Origin of the sequence: Thermophilibacter immobilis (assembly GCF_015277515.1) — a bacterium.
GTDB lineage: Bacteria > Actinomycetota > Coriobacteriia > Coriobacteriales > Atopobiaceae > Thermophilibacter > Thermophilibacter immobilis.
The window spans coordinates 1,737,175-1,756,278 of the sequence record NZ_CP063767.1 but is presented as its reverse complement, the minus strand read 5'-3'; the positions used below and the strand labels follow the sequence as shown (position 1 = coordinate 1,756,278).

The following is a 19,104-nucleotide window of genomic DNA, read 5'->3' as shown; positions in this document are numbered from 1 at the left end:
ACATGGCACAGACCATGGCGGAGAAGATACTCGCGGCCCATGCGGGGCTCGAGGAGGTCGTGCCGGGCCAGCTCGTTGAGTGCGACCTGGACCTCGTGCTCGCCAACGACATCACGGCCCCTATCGCCATCAAGACCGTGCGCGAGATTGGCGCGAGCGTCTTCGACAAGGACAAGATCTGCCTGGTGCCCGATCACTACGCGCCCAACAAGGACATCAAGAGCGCCGAGCAGACCAAGGTCACGCGCGACTTCGCCCACGAGATGGCCATCACCCACTACTTCGAGCAGGGCTGCATGGGCATCGAGCACGCGCTGCTGCCCGAGCGCGGCATCGTGGTTCCGGGCGACCTCGTGATCGGCGCCGACTCCCACACCTGTACCTACGGCGGCATCGGGGCCTTCTCCACGGGCGTGGGCTCCACGGACGCCGGCGTGGGCATGGCCACCGGGCGCGCCTGGTTCAAGGTGCCCGAGACCATCCGCATCGAGGTCGAGGGCGAGCTGCCACCGGGTGCCACGGCCAAGGACATCATCCTCTACGTGATCGGGCTTATCGGCGTTGACGGTGCCCTTTACCAGGCCATGGAGTTCGCGGGCTCCACGATCGAGGACCTTTCGGTCGAGGGGCGTCTGACCATCGCCAACATGGCCATCGAGGCGGGCGGCAAGGCGGGCCTGTTCGAGGTCGACGAGAAGTGCCGCGACTACGTGAGCCGACGCAGCCAGCGCCAGATCGTCGAGTACCATCCGGACCCCGATGCCCACTACAAGCAGGTCCTGCGCATCGACGCGGCCGACATCGTGCCCATGGTCTCGTGGCCGCACCTGCCCTCCAACACCCACCCGGTCACCGAGAGCCGTCACATCTTCGTTGATCAGGCCGTCATTGGCTCGTGCACCAACGGTCGCATCGAGGACATGCGCGCGGCGGCCGAGGTCCTGTGCGGTCGCACGGTCAACGACAACGTACGCTGCATCGTGATCCCCGCGACTCAGGGCGTCTGGCTCGAGTGCGTCCACGAGGGCCTCATGGACATCTTCGTCAACGCGCACTGCGTGGTCTCCACGCCCACCTGTGGGCCCTGCCTCGGCGGCTACATGGGCATCCTCGCCGCCGGCGAGAGGTGCATCTCCACGACCAATAGAAACTTCGTCGGAAGGATGGGCGATCCGACCTCGGAGGTCTACCTGGCGAGCCCTGCCGTGGCAGCGGCGTCAGCCATCATGGGCCACATTGCCCTGCCGTCTGATTTGTAGATCGTTGCGGGGGCATGGCCCTTGTCCCCGTGCTCAAACAGTTTGCTGGCGCAAAAACTGCGCGCGGGGACAAGGGCCACGCCCCGGGTGCGGTTTACGGAGGTGCGGAAATGCAATTCAGGGGAACGGTGTTCCGGTATGGACGCGACGTTGATACCGATGTAATTATTCCAGCGCGCTACCTCAATACGTCGGATCCGGCGGAGTTGGCGAAGCACTGCCTGGAGGACTTGGATCCGACGTTCGTCAAGCGTGTCAAGCCGGGAGATATTGTCGTAGCCGATGAGAATTTTGGGTGCGGATCGTCACGTGAGCATGCGCCGGTGGCCATCAAGGCGGCAGGGGTGTCGTGTGTGATCGCCAAGAGCTTCGCGCGCATCTTCTATCGCAACTCGATCAACATGGGGCTTCCCATCCTCGAGTGCCCGGAGGCGGCTGCGGCCATCTCCGAGGGCGACGTCGTCTCCGTGGACGCCGACACGGGAACTATCGTGGACGAGACGAGTGGCATGACCTTCTGGGCCGCGCCGTTCCCGCCGTTCATCCAGGAGATCATCAACGACGGCGGCCTGGTCGCGCGCACGAAGCGCGTGCTGGCCGAGAAGCAGGGAGCGTAGCGCATGGCCCCAAGGACGTATCGCATCTGCACGCTGCCGGGTGACGGCATCGGCCCCGAGATCATCGCCGAGGCCAAGAAGGTGCTCGCCGCCGTGGGAGCTCGGCACGACGTCGAGTTCGTTTGCACCGACCAACTCATCGGCGGAGCGGCCATCGACGCCACGACCGAGGCGGGCGGGCCTGTCTCGGCGCTGCCGGACACCACGCTCGAGGCCGCCCGCGCCTCGGACGCCGTGCTGCTCGCAGCCGTGGGCGGCCCCAAGTGGACCAACACAAACGCCGGGGCGATTCGTCCCGAGCAGGGACTTCTCGCCATCAGAAAGGAGCTCGGCCTCTACCTCAACCTGCGTCCGGTCCGGATGTTCCGCGCGCTCGTGGGGGCCTCCTCTCTCAAGCCCGAGCTGCTCGAGGGGGTCGACCTCCTGATCGTGCGCGAGCTCACGGGCGGGCTCTACTTTGGCGCACACGAGCGCGAGTGGGGCGTCGAGGGCGCCGGCGGGAACGGAGCGCGCGGCGAGTTCGCGCGCGACACGATGGAGTACTCCGAGTACGAGGTCGAGCGCGTGGTGCGCTGGGCCTGCCAGGCCGCCAGCCGCCGGCGCGGGCGCGTCTGCTCGGTGGACAAGGCCAACGTGCTCGAGACCTCGCGCATGTGGCGTGAGGTCGCCCACGCGGTGGGCGCGGAGTTTCCCGAGGTCACGATCGAGGACATGTACGTGGACAACGCGTCCATGCAGCTCGTGGCCAACCCGGCCCAGTTCGACGTGCTCGTGACCGAGAACACCTTCGGCGACATCCTGTCCGACGAGGCCAGCATGCTTACGGGCTCGCTCGGCATGCTCGCGTCGGCGAGCCTAGGCGACGGTGTGGCCCTCTACGAGCCCAGCCACGGGTCTGCCCCCGACATCGCGGGTCGGGGAATCGCCAACCCGATCGCGCAGGTCCTCTCGGTCGAGCTCATGCTGCGCTACAGCCTTGGCATGGACGAGGCCGCCGACGAGCTCTCGGCCGCGGTGACGCGCGTGCTCGACGAGGGCTGGCGCACGGTCGACATCGCCGACGAGCTCACTGCCGCCGACCGCGTCCTGGGCACCTCCGCAATGGGCGACAAGATCGTGGAGGCCCTCGGCTAGGCCCTTTCGGGTTTGGGTTCCTCGTGGAGACGAATCGGGGTGCGCTCCCGAGAAAAGCACAGGTTGAGATCACGGCCTCTCGCAGAGCGACCAGAAAGCGGACCCAAACCCCGAAATGGGTTTGGGTTCACTTTTTTCATTTGTGGGGTTTGTAACTTTTTCAGTGCGTCGCTGACCTGCATTTTTAGAGGAAGCCAGAGAGAGGGCGGCTCGTCTGCGAACCCAAACCCGAAGAGAGTGATTTGCGTTAGACCGTGAGCTCGATTGGGATGTCCTCGGGGCCCAGAACGCAGCTCTCGTAGTATCCGTCCCCGGTGGTGCGCGGGCCGCTTGTGACCTCATAGCCGTCGGCGGCTAGATGCGCGGTCAGGCGATTCACCTCGTCGGGGCTGCCAAGGCTCACGGCAAGGTGGGCCCAGCCCACCTGTAGCAGATCCTTCTCGCCATCAGCGAGCTCGGGCCTGCACATGAGCTCGAGGCGGGCACCCTCGTCCAGGCTCAGGAAGTACGAGCGAAAACCCATCCTCGGATTGTGATAGAGCGGGCCCACGACTGCCTCGAAGTAGCGGACAAAAAAGTCTCGTGCGCCCTTGAGGTCGCGGACGTAGAGTGCGGCATGTTCGATGTGCATGGTCCTCTTTTCGTCTAGGGGTTGCCGAGAGGTTGCGTTTCGCTTGATTGTAGTGTCGTCTCGGGGCATAACGGTCGGCTATGATGCCAAGGGAACACGGACCAGCCGCCCAAGGGGCGACCAGAGAGGAGCGCACGTGGCCTATGACTTTATCTCCATCATGGAGCGTCGCGGCAAGGACGCCATCGCGCTGGATGCGCTCGGCACCGGTGGCTCGGCTCCCGAGCTTCCCGACGAGGGCTTCGACCCCATCCCCATGTGGATAGCTGACATGAACTTTCCCACGGCCCCCTCGATCACGCGGGCCATCGTCGAGCGAGTCCAGCATCCGGCCTTTGGGTACTTCAATCCGCGCGACGAGTACTACCAGGCCATCATTGACTGGCAGCAGGACCGCAACGGCGTCGATGGCCTCGAGGCCAAGCACATCGGGTACGAGAACGGCGTGCTCGGCGGGGTGATCTCCGCGCTCACGGCCTTCGCCGCTCCGGGCGATGCCGTGCTGCTGCATAGCCCCACCTACATCGGCTTCACGCACAGCATCGAGGGCAACGGCTATAAGATCGTGCTCTCGCCGCTCGTGCTCGACGCCGACGGCACGTGGCGCATGGACTACGAGGACATGGAGCGAAGGCTCGCCGAGAATCACATCCACGTTGCGGTGTTCTGTTCGCCGCACAACCCCTGCGGGCGCGTCTGGGAGCGCTGGGAGATCGAGCGGGCCCTGGAGCTCTATCGAAAGTACGACTGCGTGGTCATCTCGGACGAGATCTGGTCCGACATCGTGCGCCCGGGCGTGCGCCACACGCCCACGCAGAGCGTGAGCGAGGACGCCCGTCGACGCACGGTGGCCCTCTACGCGCCGAGCAAGACCTTCAACCTCGCGGGCCTCATAGGCAGCTATCACGTCATCTACGACGACTACCTGCGCGACCGCGTGTGCGCCAAGGCCGCCAAGTCGCACTACAACTCGATGAACGTGCTTTCCATGCACGCCCTTATCGGTGCGTACGGCAGCGAGGGGCGCGCGTGGCTCGACGAGCTCAACCAGGTCATCGCGGGCAACGTGGACTGGGCCTGCGACTTTGTGGCCGAGCACTTCGAGGGGGTGCGCGTGAGCAGGCCCCAGGGTACCTACATGCTGTTCCTTGACTGCACCGAGTGGTGTCGGGCCCACGGGCGCGACATCGACTGGCTCGAGCATGCGGCCTGGCGCGTGGGCGTGGACTGGCAGGACGGCCGGGCCTTTCACGGCCCCTGTCACGTGCGCGTGAACCTCGCGCTGCCGCTCGCGCGCGTGCAGGAGGCGTTCAGGCGACTCGACACGCACGTCTTCAACGCGTAGGGCCTCTCGCCCGTCTGGTCGCCTTCTTGTTGCGGATCCCGTCCCCCGGCATCCCTACAGGAACTCCCCGTGGCGGCGGACGTAGAGGTGCTTGACGAGCGCCAGGACGCAGACGTAGCCCACGACGACCCCGGCGAGCAGCGCAAAGTAGCTCGCGGGCAGCGCCGCGAAGTCGAGCGCGGCGGCAACGGGCGTGAACGGCAGCACGGTGGCCAGCGCGATTCCCGCGAGCCCTAGCACGGTGAGCGGCGCCGCGGCGCGGCTGTCCAGAAACGGGCGACGCGCCGTGCGCATGAGGTGGACGGCGAGCGTCTGCGACCACATGCTCTCGACGAACCAGCCGGACTGGAACACGGCCACGAAGACGACCTGTCCCGTGGCATCGAGGGTGCCCCAGGTCCCACCCGTCACCGCAGGGCAGATCCAGAAGAAGAGTGCGACAAACGTGAGGATGTCGAACAGCGAGCTCACGGGCCCCATCCAGAACATGAAGCTCTTGACGGATGAGCTGTCCCACACGCGTGGGCCGCGCACGAGCTCGTCGTCGACGCCGTCCCAGGGCAGCGCCGTGCAGGTGAGGTCGTAGATGAGGTTCAGAAGGAGCAGCTGGACCGGTCCCATGGGCAGAAACGGCAGCAGGGTCGCGGCCACGATCACCGAGATGATGTTGCCGAAGTTGGAGCTCACGGTCATCTTCACGTACTTGAACATGTTGGCCAGCGTGCGGCGCCCGCAGACGATGCCACGCTCGAGAACCATGAGGTCCTTCTCGAGCAAGATGACGTCGGCGGCCTCGCGAGCCACGTCGACGGCGGAGTCCACGGAGACGCCGCAGTCGGAGGCTCCCATCGCGGCCGCGTCGTTCACGCCGTCACCCATGAAGCCCACGACGTGCCCGAGGTCGCGCAGGGTGCTCACGACGCGCGCCTTGCTCGCCGGTGCCAGCTTGGCAAAGACCGAGGTCCGCTCCACGCGGCTGGTGAGCTCGGCGTCGTCCATGGCCTCGACCTCGGAGCCCGTGAGCACGCCCTCAACGGGGATGCCTATGGTCTCGCACACGTAGACGGCCACGCGCGAAGAGTCCCCGGTCAGGACCTTCGTCGACACCCCGTGCTCGGCCAGCGCCCTGACCGCCTTCGCCGCCGTCTCCTTGGGCGGGTCCAGAAACGCGAGGTAGCCCACGAGGACCATGTCCTTCTCGTCGGCGGTGGTGAGCCGGTCGGCCCCGGCCGGGTCGTCCTTGAGGGCGACGCCCAGCACGCGCATGCCCCGCTCGGAGAGGCCCGCGGCGCGCGCCATGACCGTGCGCTCGAGCTCGGGCGTGAGCGGCTCGCGGATTGCGTCGAGCTCGACCTGGCTGCAGACGGAGAGAATCTCCTCGATGGCCCCCTTGCAGATCATGCGGGTGCGGCCCGCCTCGTCTCCCACCACGACGCTCAGACGCCGGCGCTCGAAGTCGAAGGGGAGCTCGTCGACAAGGGTGTAACGCCCGCAGAGCTCCTCGGCGTCCTCGTCCTCCTCGAGCGCACGGCGGATGATGGCGGAGTCGATGAGGTTCTTGACGCCGGTCTCGAAGAAGCTGTTGAGAAAGGCGGCGCGCAGCACGCGCACGTCCCTGTTGCCCCGCACGTCGAGGTGGCGCTCCAAGATGACGCGGTCCTCGGTCAGGGTTCCGGTCTTGTCGCAGCAGAGCACGTCCATGGCCCCCAAGTCCGAGATCGCGTCGAGGCGCTTGACGATGACCCGGTCCCCGGAGAGGTCGACGGCACCCTTGCCCAGGCAGACGGTCACGAGCATCGGCAGCATCTCGGGCGTGAGGCCCACGGCCACGGCCAACGAGAAGAGCAGCGCGGCGAGCCAGTCGCCCTTGGTGAGGCCCGAGATCAGGAACACCGCGGGTACCATGACGACCATGAGCCCCACGAGCAGGCGGCTCGTGGCGGCGATGCCCGCATCCGACGAGGTCTGGCGCGCGGTGGCCATGGGGCCGAGGGAGCCGGCGGCCTCGCCGAACAGGGTGCGCTCGCCGGTGGCCACCACGACCCCGGTGGCGGTTCCCGAGATCACCGTGCTGCCGAGAAACACGAGGCTCTCGAGGTCGGTCACGGTCGCGTCGGCGGCATCGCCTTCGGTGGCCGCCGCGCGCTTCTCGACCGGCGCGGACTCCCCCGTGAGCGACGACTGGCTCACAAAGAGGTCGCGTGCCGTGAGGATGCGCAGGTCGGCGGGGACGATGTCGCCGGAGCAGAGGTGCACGACGTCTCCGACCACGATCTCGTCGAGGGGGACCTCGGCGCGGCCGGCGCCCTCGCGCTCGACGTTGCAGGTGGTCTCGATCATCTCGGCCAGGGCGGCGGCGGCGTTGCCGCTGCGCTCGTTCTGGACGAAGCGCAGAACGCCCGAGATGAGCACCATGAGGCCGATGATCGCGGGCGTGGTGAGGCTGCGCTGGGACGCCTCGGCGAAGGCCCAGTCCGTGAGCACGGACACGATGGCGATGACGACGAGGATGTAGGTGAAGGGGTCGGCAAAGGCACCGAGCACGCGACGGGGCAGCGCCGGACGCTCGGTGTGGGCCATGCGGTTCTCGCCCCAGAAGGAGCGCATGGCGTCGACCTCGTCGGCGGCGAGCCCGCGCGGGTGGGCCCCGAGCTCGTCGAGGACCTCGGCACCGGAGAGCTCGGCCACGTGCTGCAGCCATGAGCGCCCGGAGACGGTCGTGCGCTGGCTCTGGTTCTTGCTCGCGCGCGTTGGGGTGCGCGAGAGGAGGGTGGTCAGAAGCATTGCGCCACCTCGCATTCCCGGGAGAACAAAAAGGGCTACCCATGGGGCAGCCCTCGGGGGTGCGCATGCTACAAGCTAGGCGCAGCGGCGCTCGCTCTCCCGTGCGACGGGCGCCTCCCCCTCGGACTGATGAATCGATAAGTTGTGACTGTCGCCGTCACTCATGGGGAAGGCACCTCCTCTGGTCGCCCCGGCTTTGGCCCCATCCTAGCCTCTTGACGCGCGCGGGGCAAGCGAGCCAAAAGTGGTCGTTGCCTGCCCGCTCCTAGTCCATCGCGTGCGTGGAGAAGACCGGATCGTCCTGCCACCAGACGACCTCGTCGTCGGGGGCCTCGAGCGTGGCGGGCACGTCGATGAGACGCTGGTTGGATGAGCCGCGAAAGCGCAGGGAGATGTCGTAGTTCTCCTGCATGAAGGGGCCGTCCACGAGCACGTCGAGCGTGTCGAGGATGCGGTCGGTCACGTCCCCGAGGTTCCACGCGCCGCCGGGCGCGAGCTGCTCGAAGGTGTGCCCCGAGTAGAGCCAGATGGACTTCGTGGACCCAAACCGGTCGCGCACCCGCTCGAGAAAGCCCACGAGGCCCTCCTGGTTCTCGGGCTCCATGGGCTCGCCGCCCAGGACCGAGAGCCCGCTCACGTACGCCGGCTCGAGCGACGCCATGATCTTCTCCTCGACCTCATCCGTGAACGGTTTTCCCGCCGAGAAGTCCCACGCCTCCTCGTTGAAGCAGAACGGGCAGTGCAGTCGGCATCCCGACACGAACAGCGTCGTCCTCACGCCCACCCCGTTGGCAATATCACAATATTTGATATTCGCGTAGTTCATCTCATGTCCTTAAAAAACCTTGACGAAGCCTGGAGCGGGGCGCACGGAGGAGATCAACGCCCCGTGCTGTACAGAAGAGTCTCGCGGCAGACCCGACCGAACGGGCCCACCGCGAGTTTTTGCGTAGCAAACTGTCTGAGCGCTGGGCCCGTTCGGTCGGGTCCCAGGAGTTTACAGGTGCAGCACGCGGTCCTTGATCTCCTCCGTGCGCCCCTGGTTCCAGAACTGAGTGCCTATGTAGCCGCAGGTGCGACGGGCCACGTTCATCTTGGACTGGTCGCGGTTGCCGCAGTTGGGGCACTCCCAGACGAGCTTGCCGTCGTCCTCCACAATTTTGATCTCACCGTCGTAGCCGCACTCCTGGCAGTAGTCGCTCTTGGTGTTGAGCTCGGCGTACATGATGTGGTCATAGATGTACTGCATGACGGAGATGACGGCCTCGAGGTTGTCCTGCATGTTGGGGACCTCCACGTAGGAGATGGCCCCGCCGGGGGAGAGGCGCTGGAACTCGCTCTCGAACTGCAGCTTGGTGAAGGCGTCGATCTCCTCGCTCACATGGACGTGATAGCTGTTGGTGATGTAGCCCTTGTCCGTGATGCCCTCGATGATGCCGAAGCGGCGCTGGAGGCACTTTGCGAACTTGTAGGTCGTGGACTCGAGCGGGGTGCCGTAGAGCGAGTAGTCGATGTTCTCGGCGGCCTTCCACTCGTTGCACTTGTCGTTCATGCGCTGCATGACGGACAGCGCGAACGGCGTAGCCTCGTGGTCGGTATGGCTGTGGCCGGTCATGGCCTTGACGCACTCGTAGAGGCCCGCGTAGCCGAGGCTGATCGTGGAGTAGCCGCCGTAGAGGAGCTTGTCGATTCTCTCGCCCTTGTCCAGGCGGGCGAGCGCACCGTACTGCCACAGAATCGGCGCGGCGTCAGAGAGGGTGCCGAGCAGACGCTCGTGGCGGCAGCGCAGGGCGCGGTGGCAGAGCTCCAAGCGCTCGTCGAAGATCTCCCAGAAGCGGTCCATGTCGCCCTTGGCGGAAAGCGCCACGTCGGGCAGGTTGATGGTCACGACGCCCTGGTTGAAGCGTCCGTAGTACTTGGGCTTGCCCGGCTCGTAGTTGCCGGCCTTGGCCACGTTGTCGTAGCCGTTGCCCGAGCGGTCGGGCGTGAGGAAGGAGCGGCAGCCCATGCAGGTGTAGACGTCGCCCTCACCCTCGACCTCGCCCTTGGAGAGCTTGTACTCGTGCATCTTCTTCTCGGAGATGTAGTCGGGCACCATGCGGCGGGCGGTGCACTTGGCCGCGAGCTTGGTGAGGTAGAAGTACGGCGTGCCCTCGGCCACGTTGTCCGGCTCGAGGACGTAGATGAGCTTGGGGAAGGCCGGCGTGATCCAGACGCCCTCCTCGTTCTTGACGCCCTGATAGCGCTGACGCAGCATCTCCTCGATGCACAGGGCCAGATCCGCCTTCTCCTGCTCGTTGTTGGCCTCGTTGAGGTACATGAAGACGGTGATGAAGGGCGCCTGGCCGTTGGTGGTCATGAGGGTGACGACCTGGTACTGAATGGTCTGGACGCCACGCGAGACCTCCTCGCGCAGGCGCTTCTCAACGATCTGGTTGAGCTTCTCCTCGCCGGGGTGGGCGTCGATGGCCTCCATCTCGGCCGCGACCTGGCGACGGATCTTCTTGCGGGAGACGTCCACGAACGGTGCGAGGTGGGTGAGCGAGATGGACTGGCCGCCGTACTGGCAGGAGGCCACCTGCGCGATGATCTGCGTGGCGATGTTGCAGGCCGTCGAGAAGCTGTGCGGGCGCTCGATGAGCGTGCCTGAGATGACGGTGCCGTTCTGGAGCATGTCCTCGAGGTTGATGAGGTCGCAGTTGTGCATGTGCTGCGCGAAGTAGTCGGAGTCGTGGAAGTGGATGATGCCCTCGTTGTGGGCGTCGACGACCTCGGCGGGCAGCAGCTTGCGCATGGCGAGGTCCTTGGAGACCTCGCCGGCCATGTAGTCGCGCTGGACCGAGACGACGGTGGGGTTCTTGTTGGAGTTCTCCTGCTTGACCTCCTCGTTGTTGCACTCGATCAGCGAGAGAATCTTGTCGTCGGTGGTGTTCTTCTGGCGCTTCTGGCCCTGCAGGTAGCGATAGATGATGTAGCGACGGGCCACCTCAAAGTGGTCGAGGGCCATGAGCTGGTCCTCGACGAGGTCCTGGACCTCCTCGACCGTGACCGTGTGACCGGCCTCGAGGCACTCGTCGGTGACGTTGAGAGAGGAGAACTTGATCTCGCGATCGGTGAGGCGCTCGGCAGCGGGCACCTCGAGGTTGGCCGCGCGGATGGCGTTCTCGATCTTGATGACGTCGAACGTGACCTCGGAACCGTTGCGCTTTATGATTTTCATAGCGAGCCCCTTTACCGTGCCTCTATCTGCTTTTCTCTACTATGACACAACTTGTGGTGGTCCTATCCGAGAACTAGCACAATATGTTGTTGATAACATGTACAAAGTTGAAAGGCGCTGTTGATAAGCCCCCTTGGCGCAGGTAGCCGAATGCGCCTTGGATAAGCTCTTTTGCCATCCTTTGGGGGCCCACCGTGCATGCGTGAAGGCCCGGTTGGGATAGAGTGAGGGCGTCGGGGACGAGGCGAGGGGGAACGGGCATGGAGCTGTCGAGGCGTCTGGACGCGTTCGAGGACGAGGTGTTCGCGGCGCTCAACGTGCGCCGGCGCGAGCTCGAGGCGCGGGGGCGGCGTGTGTGGGACCTCTCGGTGGGGACTCCCGACTTCGCCCCGCCCCAGCACGTGATCGACGCCCTGGTGAGAAGCGCCTCGGACCCCGCCAGCTGGAGGTACGCGCTGCGCGACACCGACGAGCTCACCGGTGCCGTCTGCGCGTACTACGAGCGGCGCTTTGGCGTGGGGGGCATCACGCCGGACATGGTGGCGAGCTGCCGGGGCACGCAGGAGGGCCTGGGCTACGTCTGCGCGGCGCTGTGCGACCCGGGCGACGTGGCTCTGGTCCCCGACCCGTGCTACCCCGTCTTTCGCAACGCGACCATGCTCGCGGGCGCCCGCCCGCACTACTACCCGCTCACCGCCGCGCACGGCTTCCTCCCGTGCTTCTCCGAGATTCCCGACGACGTGGCCGACGCCGCGAGGTACCTGATCGTCTCCCTGCCGGCGAACCCCGTGGGCTCGGTCGGGACGCCCGAGGTCTACGAGGAGCTCATCGCCTTCGCCCGTGCGCACGACCTCGTGGTGATCCATGACAACGCGTACTCGGACATCGTCTTCGACGGGCCCGCGGCCGGGTCCTTTCTGGCTTATCCCGGGGCGCTCGAGGTGGGCGTCGAGTTCCTCTCGCTCTCCAAGTCCTTCAACGTGACCGGGGCGCGCCTCTCCTTTCTGGTGGGTCGCCCCGACGTGGTGGCCGCCGCGAAAAAGCTGCGCGGGCAGGTCGACTTTGGCATGTTCCATCCCGAGCAGGCCGCCGCGGTCGCGGCCCTCACCGGCCCGCTCGAGCCGGTGGAGGCGCAGAGGCTCGCCTACCAGGAGCGTCGCGACGCCCTGTGCGACGGCCTTGCGTCTTTGGGCTGGGAGCGCCCCAACGCGCACGGCTCGATGTTCGTCTGGGCGCGCCTGCCGGGTGGGCGCGAGGACTCTGTGGCCTTTGCGGCCGAGCTCATGGAGGGGGCGGGCGTGATCGTGACACCGGGAGCGAGCTTTGGGCCCGCGGGCGAGGGCTACGTGCGCATGGCGCTGGTCCTGCCTCCGGAGGATTTGCGTCAGGTCGTGGCGGCCATCGGCGCGGCGGGAATCTAGGGACGCCGGACGGGCGTCCCGGAAAGGAGCGATCATGGACGGTCAGGAGTTCGAGGGTCTGGCGGCGTCGTCGAGGAGCTTTCGGCGCTACGACGGCAGCCTGGTGGAAGAGGACGCGCTGCGCTCGCTCGTGGCGGCGGCGCGTCTGGCACCCTCGGGCAACAACAAACAGGTCCTGCGGTTCAGACTGGTCGCGGGCGCCCCGGCGTGCGCGACGACCTTCTCGCACCTGGGCTGGGCGGCTCTGCTCAAGGACTGGGACGGGCCCACGGCCGGGGAGCGCCCCGGCGGCTACGTGGTCATCTGCCTGCCCAAGAAGCTGGCGACAAACCCGATTCGCCTCATGGACACAGGGATAGCCGCGCAGACCATGGCCCTCGCCGCCCGCGCACGGGGACTGGGCTGCTGCATGCTCAGGAACTTCGACGCGGCCCTGGCGGCTGACCTCGCCTTGCCGGACGACCTTACGCCGGTTCTCGTCTTGGCCGTGGGCGTACCCGTCGAGCACGTGGTGCTCGAGGACGTGGGCGCGTCAGGGGAGCACGGCCTGGCCTATTGGCGCGAGACCGACGGGTCGCACCACGTCCCCAAGCTCTCCGTGGGAGAGCTTCTCGTCTAGGCATACTTTGCCGACCATGCCCGAACGCCCGATTCAAGTGGATTTTGGCCCCGAATCGGGCGTTCGGGCATGGTCGGCAATCTAGCCGTCCGGTCATTTCCTCATGGAGGCATCCGGTGCGTGTAGGCTGTGGGCCTCTCGCCGCCCCTACGCGCCGACGAGTTCGGTGACGGAGTCAAAGGCGACGCCCGAGGCCTCGATGGCCTCGCGCCCGCCGAAGACGCAGATGCCGCGGGCGCAAGTGTCGTCGGCGAGCGCGGGCGCAAGGGCGCGCACATCATCGACCGTGCAGGCGAGCTCCTGGGCGCGGACGAGGTCGCGCCATCCGGCCGGCCGGCCGCCAAAGCGCACCATGTCCTGGCGTCGGGCCAGCTGCCGGGGCTTCACGGGGGCGTCGTGGGCGGCAACGGCGGAGACGACGTAGCCGTCGAGCTCTGCGGAGTCGGGCCGCCACCCGGCGAGCCATCCCGCTGCGCCGTCGTAGCGCCCGAGCGTGGCGTCGACGGCGGGGTCGCGGAAGGACCAGAACTGGCGCAGACCCTCGGTGGTGCGCTTGAAGCCCACGCCGTAGGCGCCGCCCTTGACGCGCACCTCGTTCCACAGGTAGTCGTAGGACAGCGCCCGCGTGGCGACCTGCCAGGCCCCGAGCGTTCCGGCGTCGGCGGAAGACGGCGCGGCCGCGCGGGCGACGTAGCTCACGTTGGAGGGAATCACGAACGCCTCGTTGCGCGGAGCCGGCGCGGGAATCGCGAGCCGGTGGGCGACGTCACCCGCGGGGGTCAGCCCCAGCGGGCCGCCCGCCTCCCAGAAACGCTCCCGCTCGGCCGCGTTCCCAGTGAAGCTCACCGTGACCTCGTCGGCTGTGAAGATGTGCCCGGCGAGGGCGGAGAGGCGCGCCTCGAGCCCCTGCGCCCGCGCGTCCCAGTCGGCGAGGAGCCCCTTCAAGAAGAGGTAGTAGTCGAGCCCCGCCATCTGGCTCGCCGCCCCAGAGGCCGCCGAGAAGTACGTGCTGGTGCGGGCCAACGCGGCCGCGTGCCCCGAGCCCACGAAGTACTGCTCGAGGGCGATCTTGCGCTGCGTGAGGGCGTCTCTCATGCGCGCCGCGTCGGAGAAGAGCGTCTCCGCCCAGACCTCGCGCGGTAGCGTGGCCAGTATGTCGACGTTGGCGCGCAGGGAGCTCGCGCCCACGACCAGGACGGGATCGGCAAAGCCCAGGTCGTCGTCGCGCGTGTAGGTCTCGGTGAAGAAGTCGAGCCCACCGAGGTTCTTCCCGATGAGGGTGTCGAGCTCGGAGGCCGAGTGGCGAGCCGTGTCGAGCCGGCCGAGAAGGTCGGTGAGCACGCCGACGTACGGCAGTTCCTCGAAGGAGAGCCGACGCAGGTCGAAGTAGTGATAGACGTAGTCGATTCCGTGCGTGTCGAGCTCGTGGGCGATGCAGGGCAGAGGGGCCTGGGTGTCGCGCGGCTCGGGTTCGGCGGCGGGGGCCTCCACGTCGTCCACCGTGAGGCTCGGCAGGCTGGCCAGCCCCTCGGGCGTGTCCGGTGCCTCCTGCTCGTGGCGAAGCGCCTCGACCTCGCGCGTGACGGCTGCCAGGTCCTCCTCGCTCATCTGGGCCCGCGTCTGCGCGAGCTCCAGGGTCTCGTCGGCGGCGTCTCCGCCCTCCACGGGCACGAGCTCCACCTCGGCCGCGTGCGCGCTCTCGCAGATGAGCCCCTGGAGCAGGCGTTCGAAGTACCCGGCGTCGAGGCCGGCCTTGAGCTCGGCGAGGGCATCCTCGTAGCGCAGGTAGTCCAGCGGTCGCTCGTCGTCGTAGAGCCAGCCCGACATCGCCTGCATGGAGAGGGCCACGCCGTCGGGGTAGCCGCCCCAGTCTCCCTCGCGCAAGGTGAACTCGGCCTGGGCCAGGGCCGCCTCGAGCCGCTCGCGGTCGATGCCGTCGCGGGCGAGCTCGCAGCAGACGTCCTCCACGAGGGCGCGGAACCGCTCGGTGGCTCCCTCGTGCAGGCCCTTGAGCACGAACATGGCCTGGGGCTGCAGCACCCCGTCGATGAGCATCGCGCTGAAGTCGTCGGCGAGGTCGGCGTCGAGGACGCGCCTCTTGAGCGGGGCCTCGTTGGAGCCGCAGAGGGCATCGAGCAGCACGTCGACGGCGAGCACGCGCGTGCGGTCGGCGGCGGTTCCCAGCACGTAGGACAGGCCGATCGACGAGTTCGTGGGAGCGGTCGCCATGCGGACCTCGCGCCGTGTGGGGCGCACCGGGGCCTGGAGCTCGAGCTCGTTGGGCGCGCCGGCGTCGCGCGCCTGTGCCGTGTGGAAGCGCTTGTCAATGAAGGCCAGCTCGCGGTCTATGTCAAGGTCGCCATAGAGAACCGTGTAGCTGTTGGCCAGGGTGTAGTGGCGCGCATGGTTGTTCAGGAACTCCTTGTAGGTGAGGGTGGGGATCTTGCGGGGGTTGCCGCCCGACTCGTGGGCGTATGCCGTGTCCGGGAACAGGGCTGCCGAGAGGGCCTGGTAGAGGACGTCGTCGGGATCGGAGAGCGCGCCTTTCATCTCGTTGAAGACCACGCCGTTGTAGGAGAGCGACGCGTCATCCCCCTCGCCCGTGACCTCGAGGTGCCAGCCCTCCTGCTCGAAGATGCGGGGGCGCTCGTAGATGGCCGGGTGCAGAACCGCGTCCAGGTAGACGCCCATGAGGTTCTCCAGGTCGGCCGTGTTGGTGGAGGCCACCGGGTACATGGTCTTGTCGGGGAAGGTCATGGCGTTCAAGAAGGTCTGCATGCTCGTCTTGAGCAGGTTGACGAAGGGCTCCTTGACGGGGTAGCGCGCGGACCCGCACAGGACGGAGTGCTCGAGGATGTGGAAGACCCCCGTGTCGTCGGTCGGAGGGGTCTTGAAGGAGATGGAGAAGGACTTGTTGGGGTCTGCACAGGCGAGCCAGAGGGCACGCGCGCCGGTGGCGTCGTGGCGCATGACGTAGGCCGAGCCCGAGATCTCGGGGAGGGGCACCGCCCGGGTGACGGTGAAGCCGGCGTGGGCGGTGCCTGCGGCGAGTGCGGGGTCAAGGGTGTCAAAGCGCTGCTTTGCGTGGTCCATGGGTGCCTCCGGGAGTTGAGTTTCATCTGGGTCAGCATACCCTACCTGCGACGGTGCTAGTCTATCTGGGCACAGGACGGACGAGAGGGGACGCGCGTGGCAGACAGCGAGACCAGAGGGGCCGGGAGGGCCGAGGACCTCGCCGAGGCCCGAAGAGGTGAGGGTGACGACGAGCGGCGCCGTCGCGTGAGGCGCGGGATCGCGGCCACGCTCGTGGGAGGGACCCTCTGGGGCCTCAACGGGACGGTGTCCAAGTGGCTCATGGACACCTATGCCATCGACCCGCTCTGGCTCGCGTGCCTACGCCAGCTCACGGCCTGCTGGCTCTTTCTCGCCGCCGCGGCGCTCACGCAGCGCGGGCGCGCGCAGCTCAGGGGTGTGTGGGGCAGCCCACGCGACCTTCTCGCCATACTGGGCGTGAGCGTGGGGGCGATCCTGTTCTCCCAGGTGGCCTACCTCGAGGCGATTCACTGGACCAACTCGGCCACGGCCACCATCATGCAGAGCCTGGGCATGGTGCTCGTGCTGGCCTACGTCTGCCTCAAGATGCGCCGCCATCCGCGGCGTCGCGAGATCCTGGGCATCGCGCTCGCGCTCGTGGGCACCTTCCTGGTGGCGACGGGGGGCAATCCCGGGCAGCTGAGCCTGCCTGCCGAGGGGCTCGCCTGGGGACTTCTGTGCGCCGGGGCCGCAGCCTGCCTCTCCATCCTGCCGGCCAGGCCCATGGCTCGCTGGGGCAACTTCACGGTTAACGGACTGGCGTTTCTCTGCTCGGGCATCATGCTCACGGTCGCCTATCGACCCTGGGAGCACATGCCGGCGCTCGACGCCGCGGCCGTCGTCGTGCTCGTGCTCTGCGTCGTGCTGGGAACCTTTGGCGCGTACGCCCTGTACCTGCAGGGCGTGAAGGACGCTGGTTCCATGCGCGCGAGCCTTCTGGGCACGATCGAGCCGGTCACGGCCACCGTCGCCACGGTCGTCTGGCTGCAGACGTCCTTCGGGGCCGCCGACATCGCGGGCTTCGCGCTCATCATCGCGATGGTCTATCTCACGGCGTGAGGGCAGGCGGTGAGGCAACCTCGGCGAATCACGAGACCCGTGAGTCACAAGGGGCCTACGCCTTCCCTAGATCATCTCCATGTTGGCGAGCACGGAGGAATACCACTGGTTGGCGCTGGGAGGGCAGTACTTCTGGGCCGCCGCAAGGGTGAGCTGGCCGCCGTAGCCGGAGGCCAGGCCGCTGACGTGCGCCCAAATGGCCTCGTCCCAGCTGCTCCAGCCCGTGCTGCCCCAGCCCCAGGCGTTGTAGGGCTTGAAGCAGTAGAGGCCCTTGCTGCTCTCGACCGCCGAGATGGCGGGCGAGAAGCGCGGGTCGACCCCATAGGCCTCGGCGGCCTCGGCAAATGTGCTGCCGTGCCCCGCGAGAGGGGACCCCGCGAGATAGGCGTCGATGCGCGCGCCCCAATCCGCGCCGTAGTCGACGGGGTCGGGATCGTTCTCGGTGGGTGCGACGACCTGGGCGTCCGTGCCCGACTCGGTGGTGAAGGTGGCATCTGAGGCGGCTGCGGCCTGGGCCGCCTCGACGGCTGCCTGGCGTTCAGCCGCCTCGGCGGCCGCCTGGGCGTCAATCTGCTCCTGGAGCTGGTCGCGCGCGGCCTGGGCCTGGGCGAGGGCGTCGGAGGCGTTCTGGCGCTCCGTCTCGGCCTGCTGCATCTGGGTCTGAAGATCGCTCTGCGTCTGCTTGAGCTCGTCGCACAGGGCCGTGAGCTGCTCGATGGCATCGGTGTTGTAGGACTGAATGGCGTCGAGATACTGGACGGTGCTCACGAGCTCGTAGAAGCTGTCCGACGATAGGAGGAGGTCGATAAGCCCGCCGGAGCCCTGCTGCATCTTGTAGAGGACGCGCATGGAGTCAGCGGCGCGCTCGCGCTGAGCCGGGAGCTGCTCCTCAATCTGGGCGACACGCTCCTGGTTGGCGTCTATCTGGTCCTCGAGCTCCTCGACGTGGGAGCTGGCGTCATCGTAGGCCTGATTGCTCGCCTGTACCTGCTCCTGAGCGCTCTGCAGCTCGGCGAGGTCGTCAGCCCGAGCGGTGCGAGGCAAGGTGAGAAGGGCGCAGGTGGCGGTGAGAAACACCGAGAGCGCGGCCAGCGCAGCTCTGAACGATCGTTGACCTGATGTGTCACACACGGGTATCGACAACCTCCGCGATCTGGGTCCCGTCAGGCGGGCGTGCAATCGTGCAAGCTACCGGATTCTACTGCGTGCGGAGCCTGCTCACGGTTCCTTCACGACTGCAAGCACCTCCCCCCGCTCAGAAAGGGGGGAGGTGCCGCGAGAAGATGTACTGTTCAGGACCCTACTTGATGACGAGCGTGTCGCAGGTTGTGTTACGCGTGAGGAAGGTGGAGATAGAGCCGAGAATTGCGTACTTGATGGAGGAAAGGCCGCGCGCCCCGCAAATCACCAGATCCGGCTCGATGACGTCGAGCATCTCGTCCTTGAGGGTCTCGCGGATGCGCCCGGCGCGCACGAGCACCTCGACCTTCTTGATTTCGGGGGTGGCCTCAGCTGCCTTGACCCTGCCCGCGATTGACTCGCGGAAGCTCTTCTCCAGGGCAGGGATGACGTCGACGGGGAAGGTCCCCGCGGCCTCGAGTGCCGTGGAGTCGATGACGTGGCCGATGTAGAGCTCGGAGTTGTCGTTGGCAGCCATGAGAACGGCACGGTCGAGTATGCGGTTCTGCTCGTCCGAGCCGTCCAGGGAGACAAAGATCCTGTCGTAGCCGAGGTCCTGATAGGTTTGGGTGACATGGTCAGCCATGAGGGCTCCCTTCGTCCTCCGCGGGGCTTTCCTGCGGCTTGCTCTGCTTATGCCCTAAATCCGGCGAGCGGGCCCCTCTTCTCGACAGACGGCATAGTTTTTCGGTGGCGGCGGCTCCTTGCAGGTGAAGGGCATGCGCGAAGCGGCGATGATGGGA

14 protein-coding genes are annotated in these 19,104 nt (G+C 67.0%); 7 read left to right on the top strand and 7 right to left on the bottom strand.

The window, feature by feature from the left end:
• Window positions 1–2: 2 nt before the first annotated feature.
• Genes leuC through leuB form a run of 3 tightly spaced genes read left to right on the top strand, consistent with a single transcriptional unit; the run spans window position 3 to window position 3,010 of the window.
• Window positions 3–1,259 carry a 3-isopropylmalate dehydratase large subunit gene (gene leuC / locus INP52_RS07890; RefSeq protein ID WP_194370651.1) on the top strand — a complete coding sequence of 419 codons (1,257 nt, stop codon included), beginning with the start codon at window positions 3–5 and terminating at the stop codon, window positions 1,257–1,259.
• A 14-nt stretch (window positions 1,260–1,273) separates the two neighbouring features.
• The gene (locus tag INP52_RS07885) at window positions 1,274–1,876 is read left to right on the top strand and encodes a 3-isopropylmalate dehydratase small subunit (protein WP_332307363.1); all 603 of its coding nucleotides are present in this window, start codon (window positions 1,274–1,276) and stop codon (window positions 1,874–1,876) included.
• A 3-nt stretch (window positions 1,877–1,879) separates the two neighbouring features.
• Window positions 1,880–3,010: a 3-isopropylmalate dehydrogenase gene (gene leuB / locus INP52_RS07880; RefSeq protein ID WP_194370649.1), complete on the top strand. Its 1,131-nt coding sequence runs from the start codon at window positions 1,880–1,882 to the stop codon at window positions 3,008–3,010.
• Window positions 3,011–3,257: 247 nt separating this feature from the next.
• On the opposite strand, the gene INP52_RS07875 is transcribed toward leuB, so the two are convergent.
• A complete protein-coding gene (locus INP52_RS07875; RefSeq protein WP_194370647.1) occupies window positions 3,258–3,641 on the bottom strand; it encodes a VOC family protein in 384 nt (127 codons plus the stop codon).
• Window positions 3,642–3,777: 136 nt separating this feature from the next.
• Here INP52_RS07875 and INP52_RS07870 point away from each other — a divergent pair, with 136 nt between their 5' ends.
• Window positions 3,778–4,986 carry a MalY/PatB family protein gene (locus INP52_RS07870; RefSeq protein ID WP_194370645.1) on the top strand — a complete coding sequence of 403 codons (1,209 nt, stop codon included), beginning with the start codon at window positions 3,778–3,780 and terminating at the stop codon, window positions 4,984–4,986.
• Window positions 4,987–5,040: 54 nt separating this feature from the next.
• Here INP52_RS07870 and mgtA read toward each other — a convergent pair whose 3' ends face one another.
• The 3 genes from mgtA to nrdD form a co-directional block, all read right to left on the bottom strand.
• Entirely contained in the window at window positions 5,041–7,770 is a 2,730-nt protein-coding gene (gene mgtA / locus INP52_RS07865) for a magnesium-translocating P-type ATPase (RefSeq protein ID WP_194370643.1), read from the bottom strand.
• 265 nt (window positions 7,771–8,035) lie between these two features.
• Window positions 8,036–8,596, bottom strand: a complete 561-nt coding sequence (gene nrdG / locus INP52_RS07860) for an anaerobic ribonucleoside-triphosphate reductase activating protein (protein WP_194370641.1) — start codon at window positions 8,594–8,596, stop codon at window positions 8,036–8,038.
• Between the two features lie 171 nt (window positions 8,597–8,767).
• A complete protein-coding gene (nrdD, locus tag INP52_RS07855) occupies window positions 8,768–10,990 on the bottom strand; it encodes an anaerobic ribonucleoside-triphosphate reductase (RefSeq protein WP_194370639.1) in 2,223 nt (740 codons plus the stop codon).
• Window positions 10,991–11,250: 260 nt separating this feature from the next.
• Between nrdD and INP52_RS07850 the strand changes: the two genes are divergently transcribed.
• Together INP52_RS07850 and INP52_RS07845 are read left to right on the top strand one after the other, a co-directional pair.
• Complete coding sequence (locus tag INP52_RS07850; RefSeq protein WP_194370637.1) at window positions 11,251–12,411, top strand: pyridoxal phosphate-dependent aminotransferase; 1,161 nt, start codon at window positions 11,251–11,253, stop codon at window positions 12,409–12,411.
• Window positions 12,412–12,445: 34 nt separating this feature from the next.
• Complete coding sequence (locus INP52_RS07845; protein ID WP_194370635.1) at window positions 12,446–13,030, top strand: nitroreductase family protein; 585 nt, start codon at window positions 12,446–12,448, stop codon at window positions 13,028–13,030.
• Window positions 13,031–13,177: 147 nt separating this feature from the next.
• Here the strand turns inward: INP52_RS07845 and INP52_RS07840 are convergent, their stop codons facing one another.
• Window positions 13,178–16,123 carry an insulinase family protein gene (locus tag INP52_RS07840; RefSeq protein ID WP_194370634.1) on the bottom strand — a complete coding sequence of 982 codons (2,946 nt, stop codon included), beginning with the start codon at window positions 16,121–16,123 and terminating at the stop codon, window positions 13,178–13,180.
• Window positions 16,124–16,219: 96 nt separating this feature from the next.
• On the opposite strand from INP52_RS07840, the gene INP52_RS07835 reads away from it, so the two are divergent.
• Window positions 16,220–17,182, top strand: coding sequence for a DMT family transporter (locus tag INP52_RS07835; protein WP_228478310.1), 963 nt, complete (start codon window positions 16,220–16,222; stop codon window positions 17,180–17,182).
• A 66-nt stretch (window positions 17,183–17,248) separates the two neighbouring features.
• On the opposite strand, the gene INP52_RS07830 is transcribed toward INP52_RS07835, so the two are convergent.
• Together INP52_RS07830 and INP52_RS07825 are read right to left on the bottom strand one after the other, a co-directional pair.
• Complete coding sequence (locus tag INP52_RS07830; protein ID WP_228478309.1) at window positions 17,249–18,313, bottom strand: coiled-coil domain-containing protein; 1,065 nt, start codon at window positions 18,311–18,313, stop codon at window positions 17,249–17,251.
• A gap of 169 nt (window positions 18,314–18,482) precedes the next feature.
• A complete protein-coding gene (locus INP52_RS07825) occupies window positions 18,483–18,947 on the bottom strand; it encodes a universal stress protein (RefSeq protein WP_194370633.1) in 465 nt (154 codons plus the stop codon).
• Window positions 18,948–19,104 lie beyond the last annotated feature (157 nt).

Excerpts from the sequence above, each read along its gene's own strand:
- INP52_RS07875 (WP_194370647.1), bottom strand. The coding sequence starts at position 3,641 with ATGCACATCGAACATGCCGCACTCTACGTCCGCGACCTCAAGGGCGCA.
- leuB (WP_194370649.1), top strand. The coding sequence starts at position 1,880 with ATGGCCCCAAGGACGTATCGCATCTGCACGCTGCCGGGTGACGGCATC.
- INP52_RS07840 (WP_194370634.1), bottom strand. The coding sequence starts at position 16,123 with ATGGACCACGCAAAGCAGCGCTTTGACACCCTTGACCCCGCACTCGCC.
- nrdG (WP_194370641.1), bottom strand. The coding sequence starts at position 8,596 with ATGAACTACGCGAATATCAAATATTGTGATATTGCCAACGGGGTGGGC.
- nrdD (WP_194370639.1), bottom strand. The coding sequence starts at position 10,990 with ATGAAAATCATAAAGCGCAACGGTTCCGAGGTCACGTTCGACGTCATC.
- INP52_RS07850 (WP_194370637.1), top strand. The coding sequence starts at position 11,251 with ATGGAGCTGTCGAGGCGTCTGGACGCGTTCGAGGACGAGGTGTTCGCG.
- INP52_RS07885 (WP_332307363.1), top strand. The coding sequence starts at position 1,274 with ATGGCCCTTGTCCCCGTGCTCAAACAGTTTGCTGGCGCAAAAACTGCG.
- INP52_RS07825 (WP_194370633.1), bottom strand. The coding sequence starts at position 18,947 with ATGGCTGACCATGTCACCCAAACCTATCAGGACCTCGGCTACGACAGG.
- mgtA (WP_194370643.1), bottom strand. The coding sequence starts at position 7,770 with ATGCTTCTGACCACCCTCCTCTCGCGCACCCCAACGCGCGCGAGCAAG.
- leuC (WP_194370651.1), top strand. The coding sequence starts at position 3 with ATGGCACAGACCATGGCGGAGAAGATACTCGCGGCCCATGCGGGGCTC.
- INP52_RS07845 (WP_194370635.1), top strand. The coding sequence starts at position 12,446 with ATGGACGGTCAGGAGTTCGAGGGTCTGGCGGCGTCGTCGAGGAGCTTT.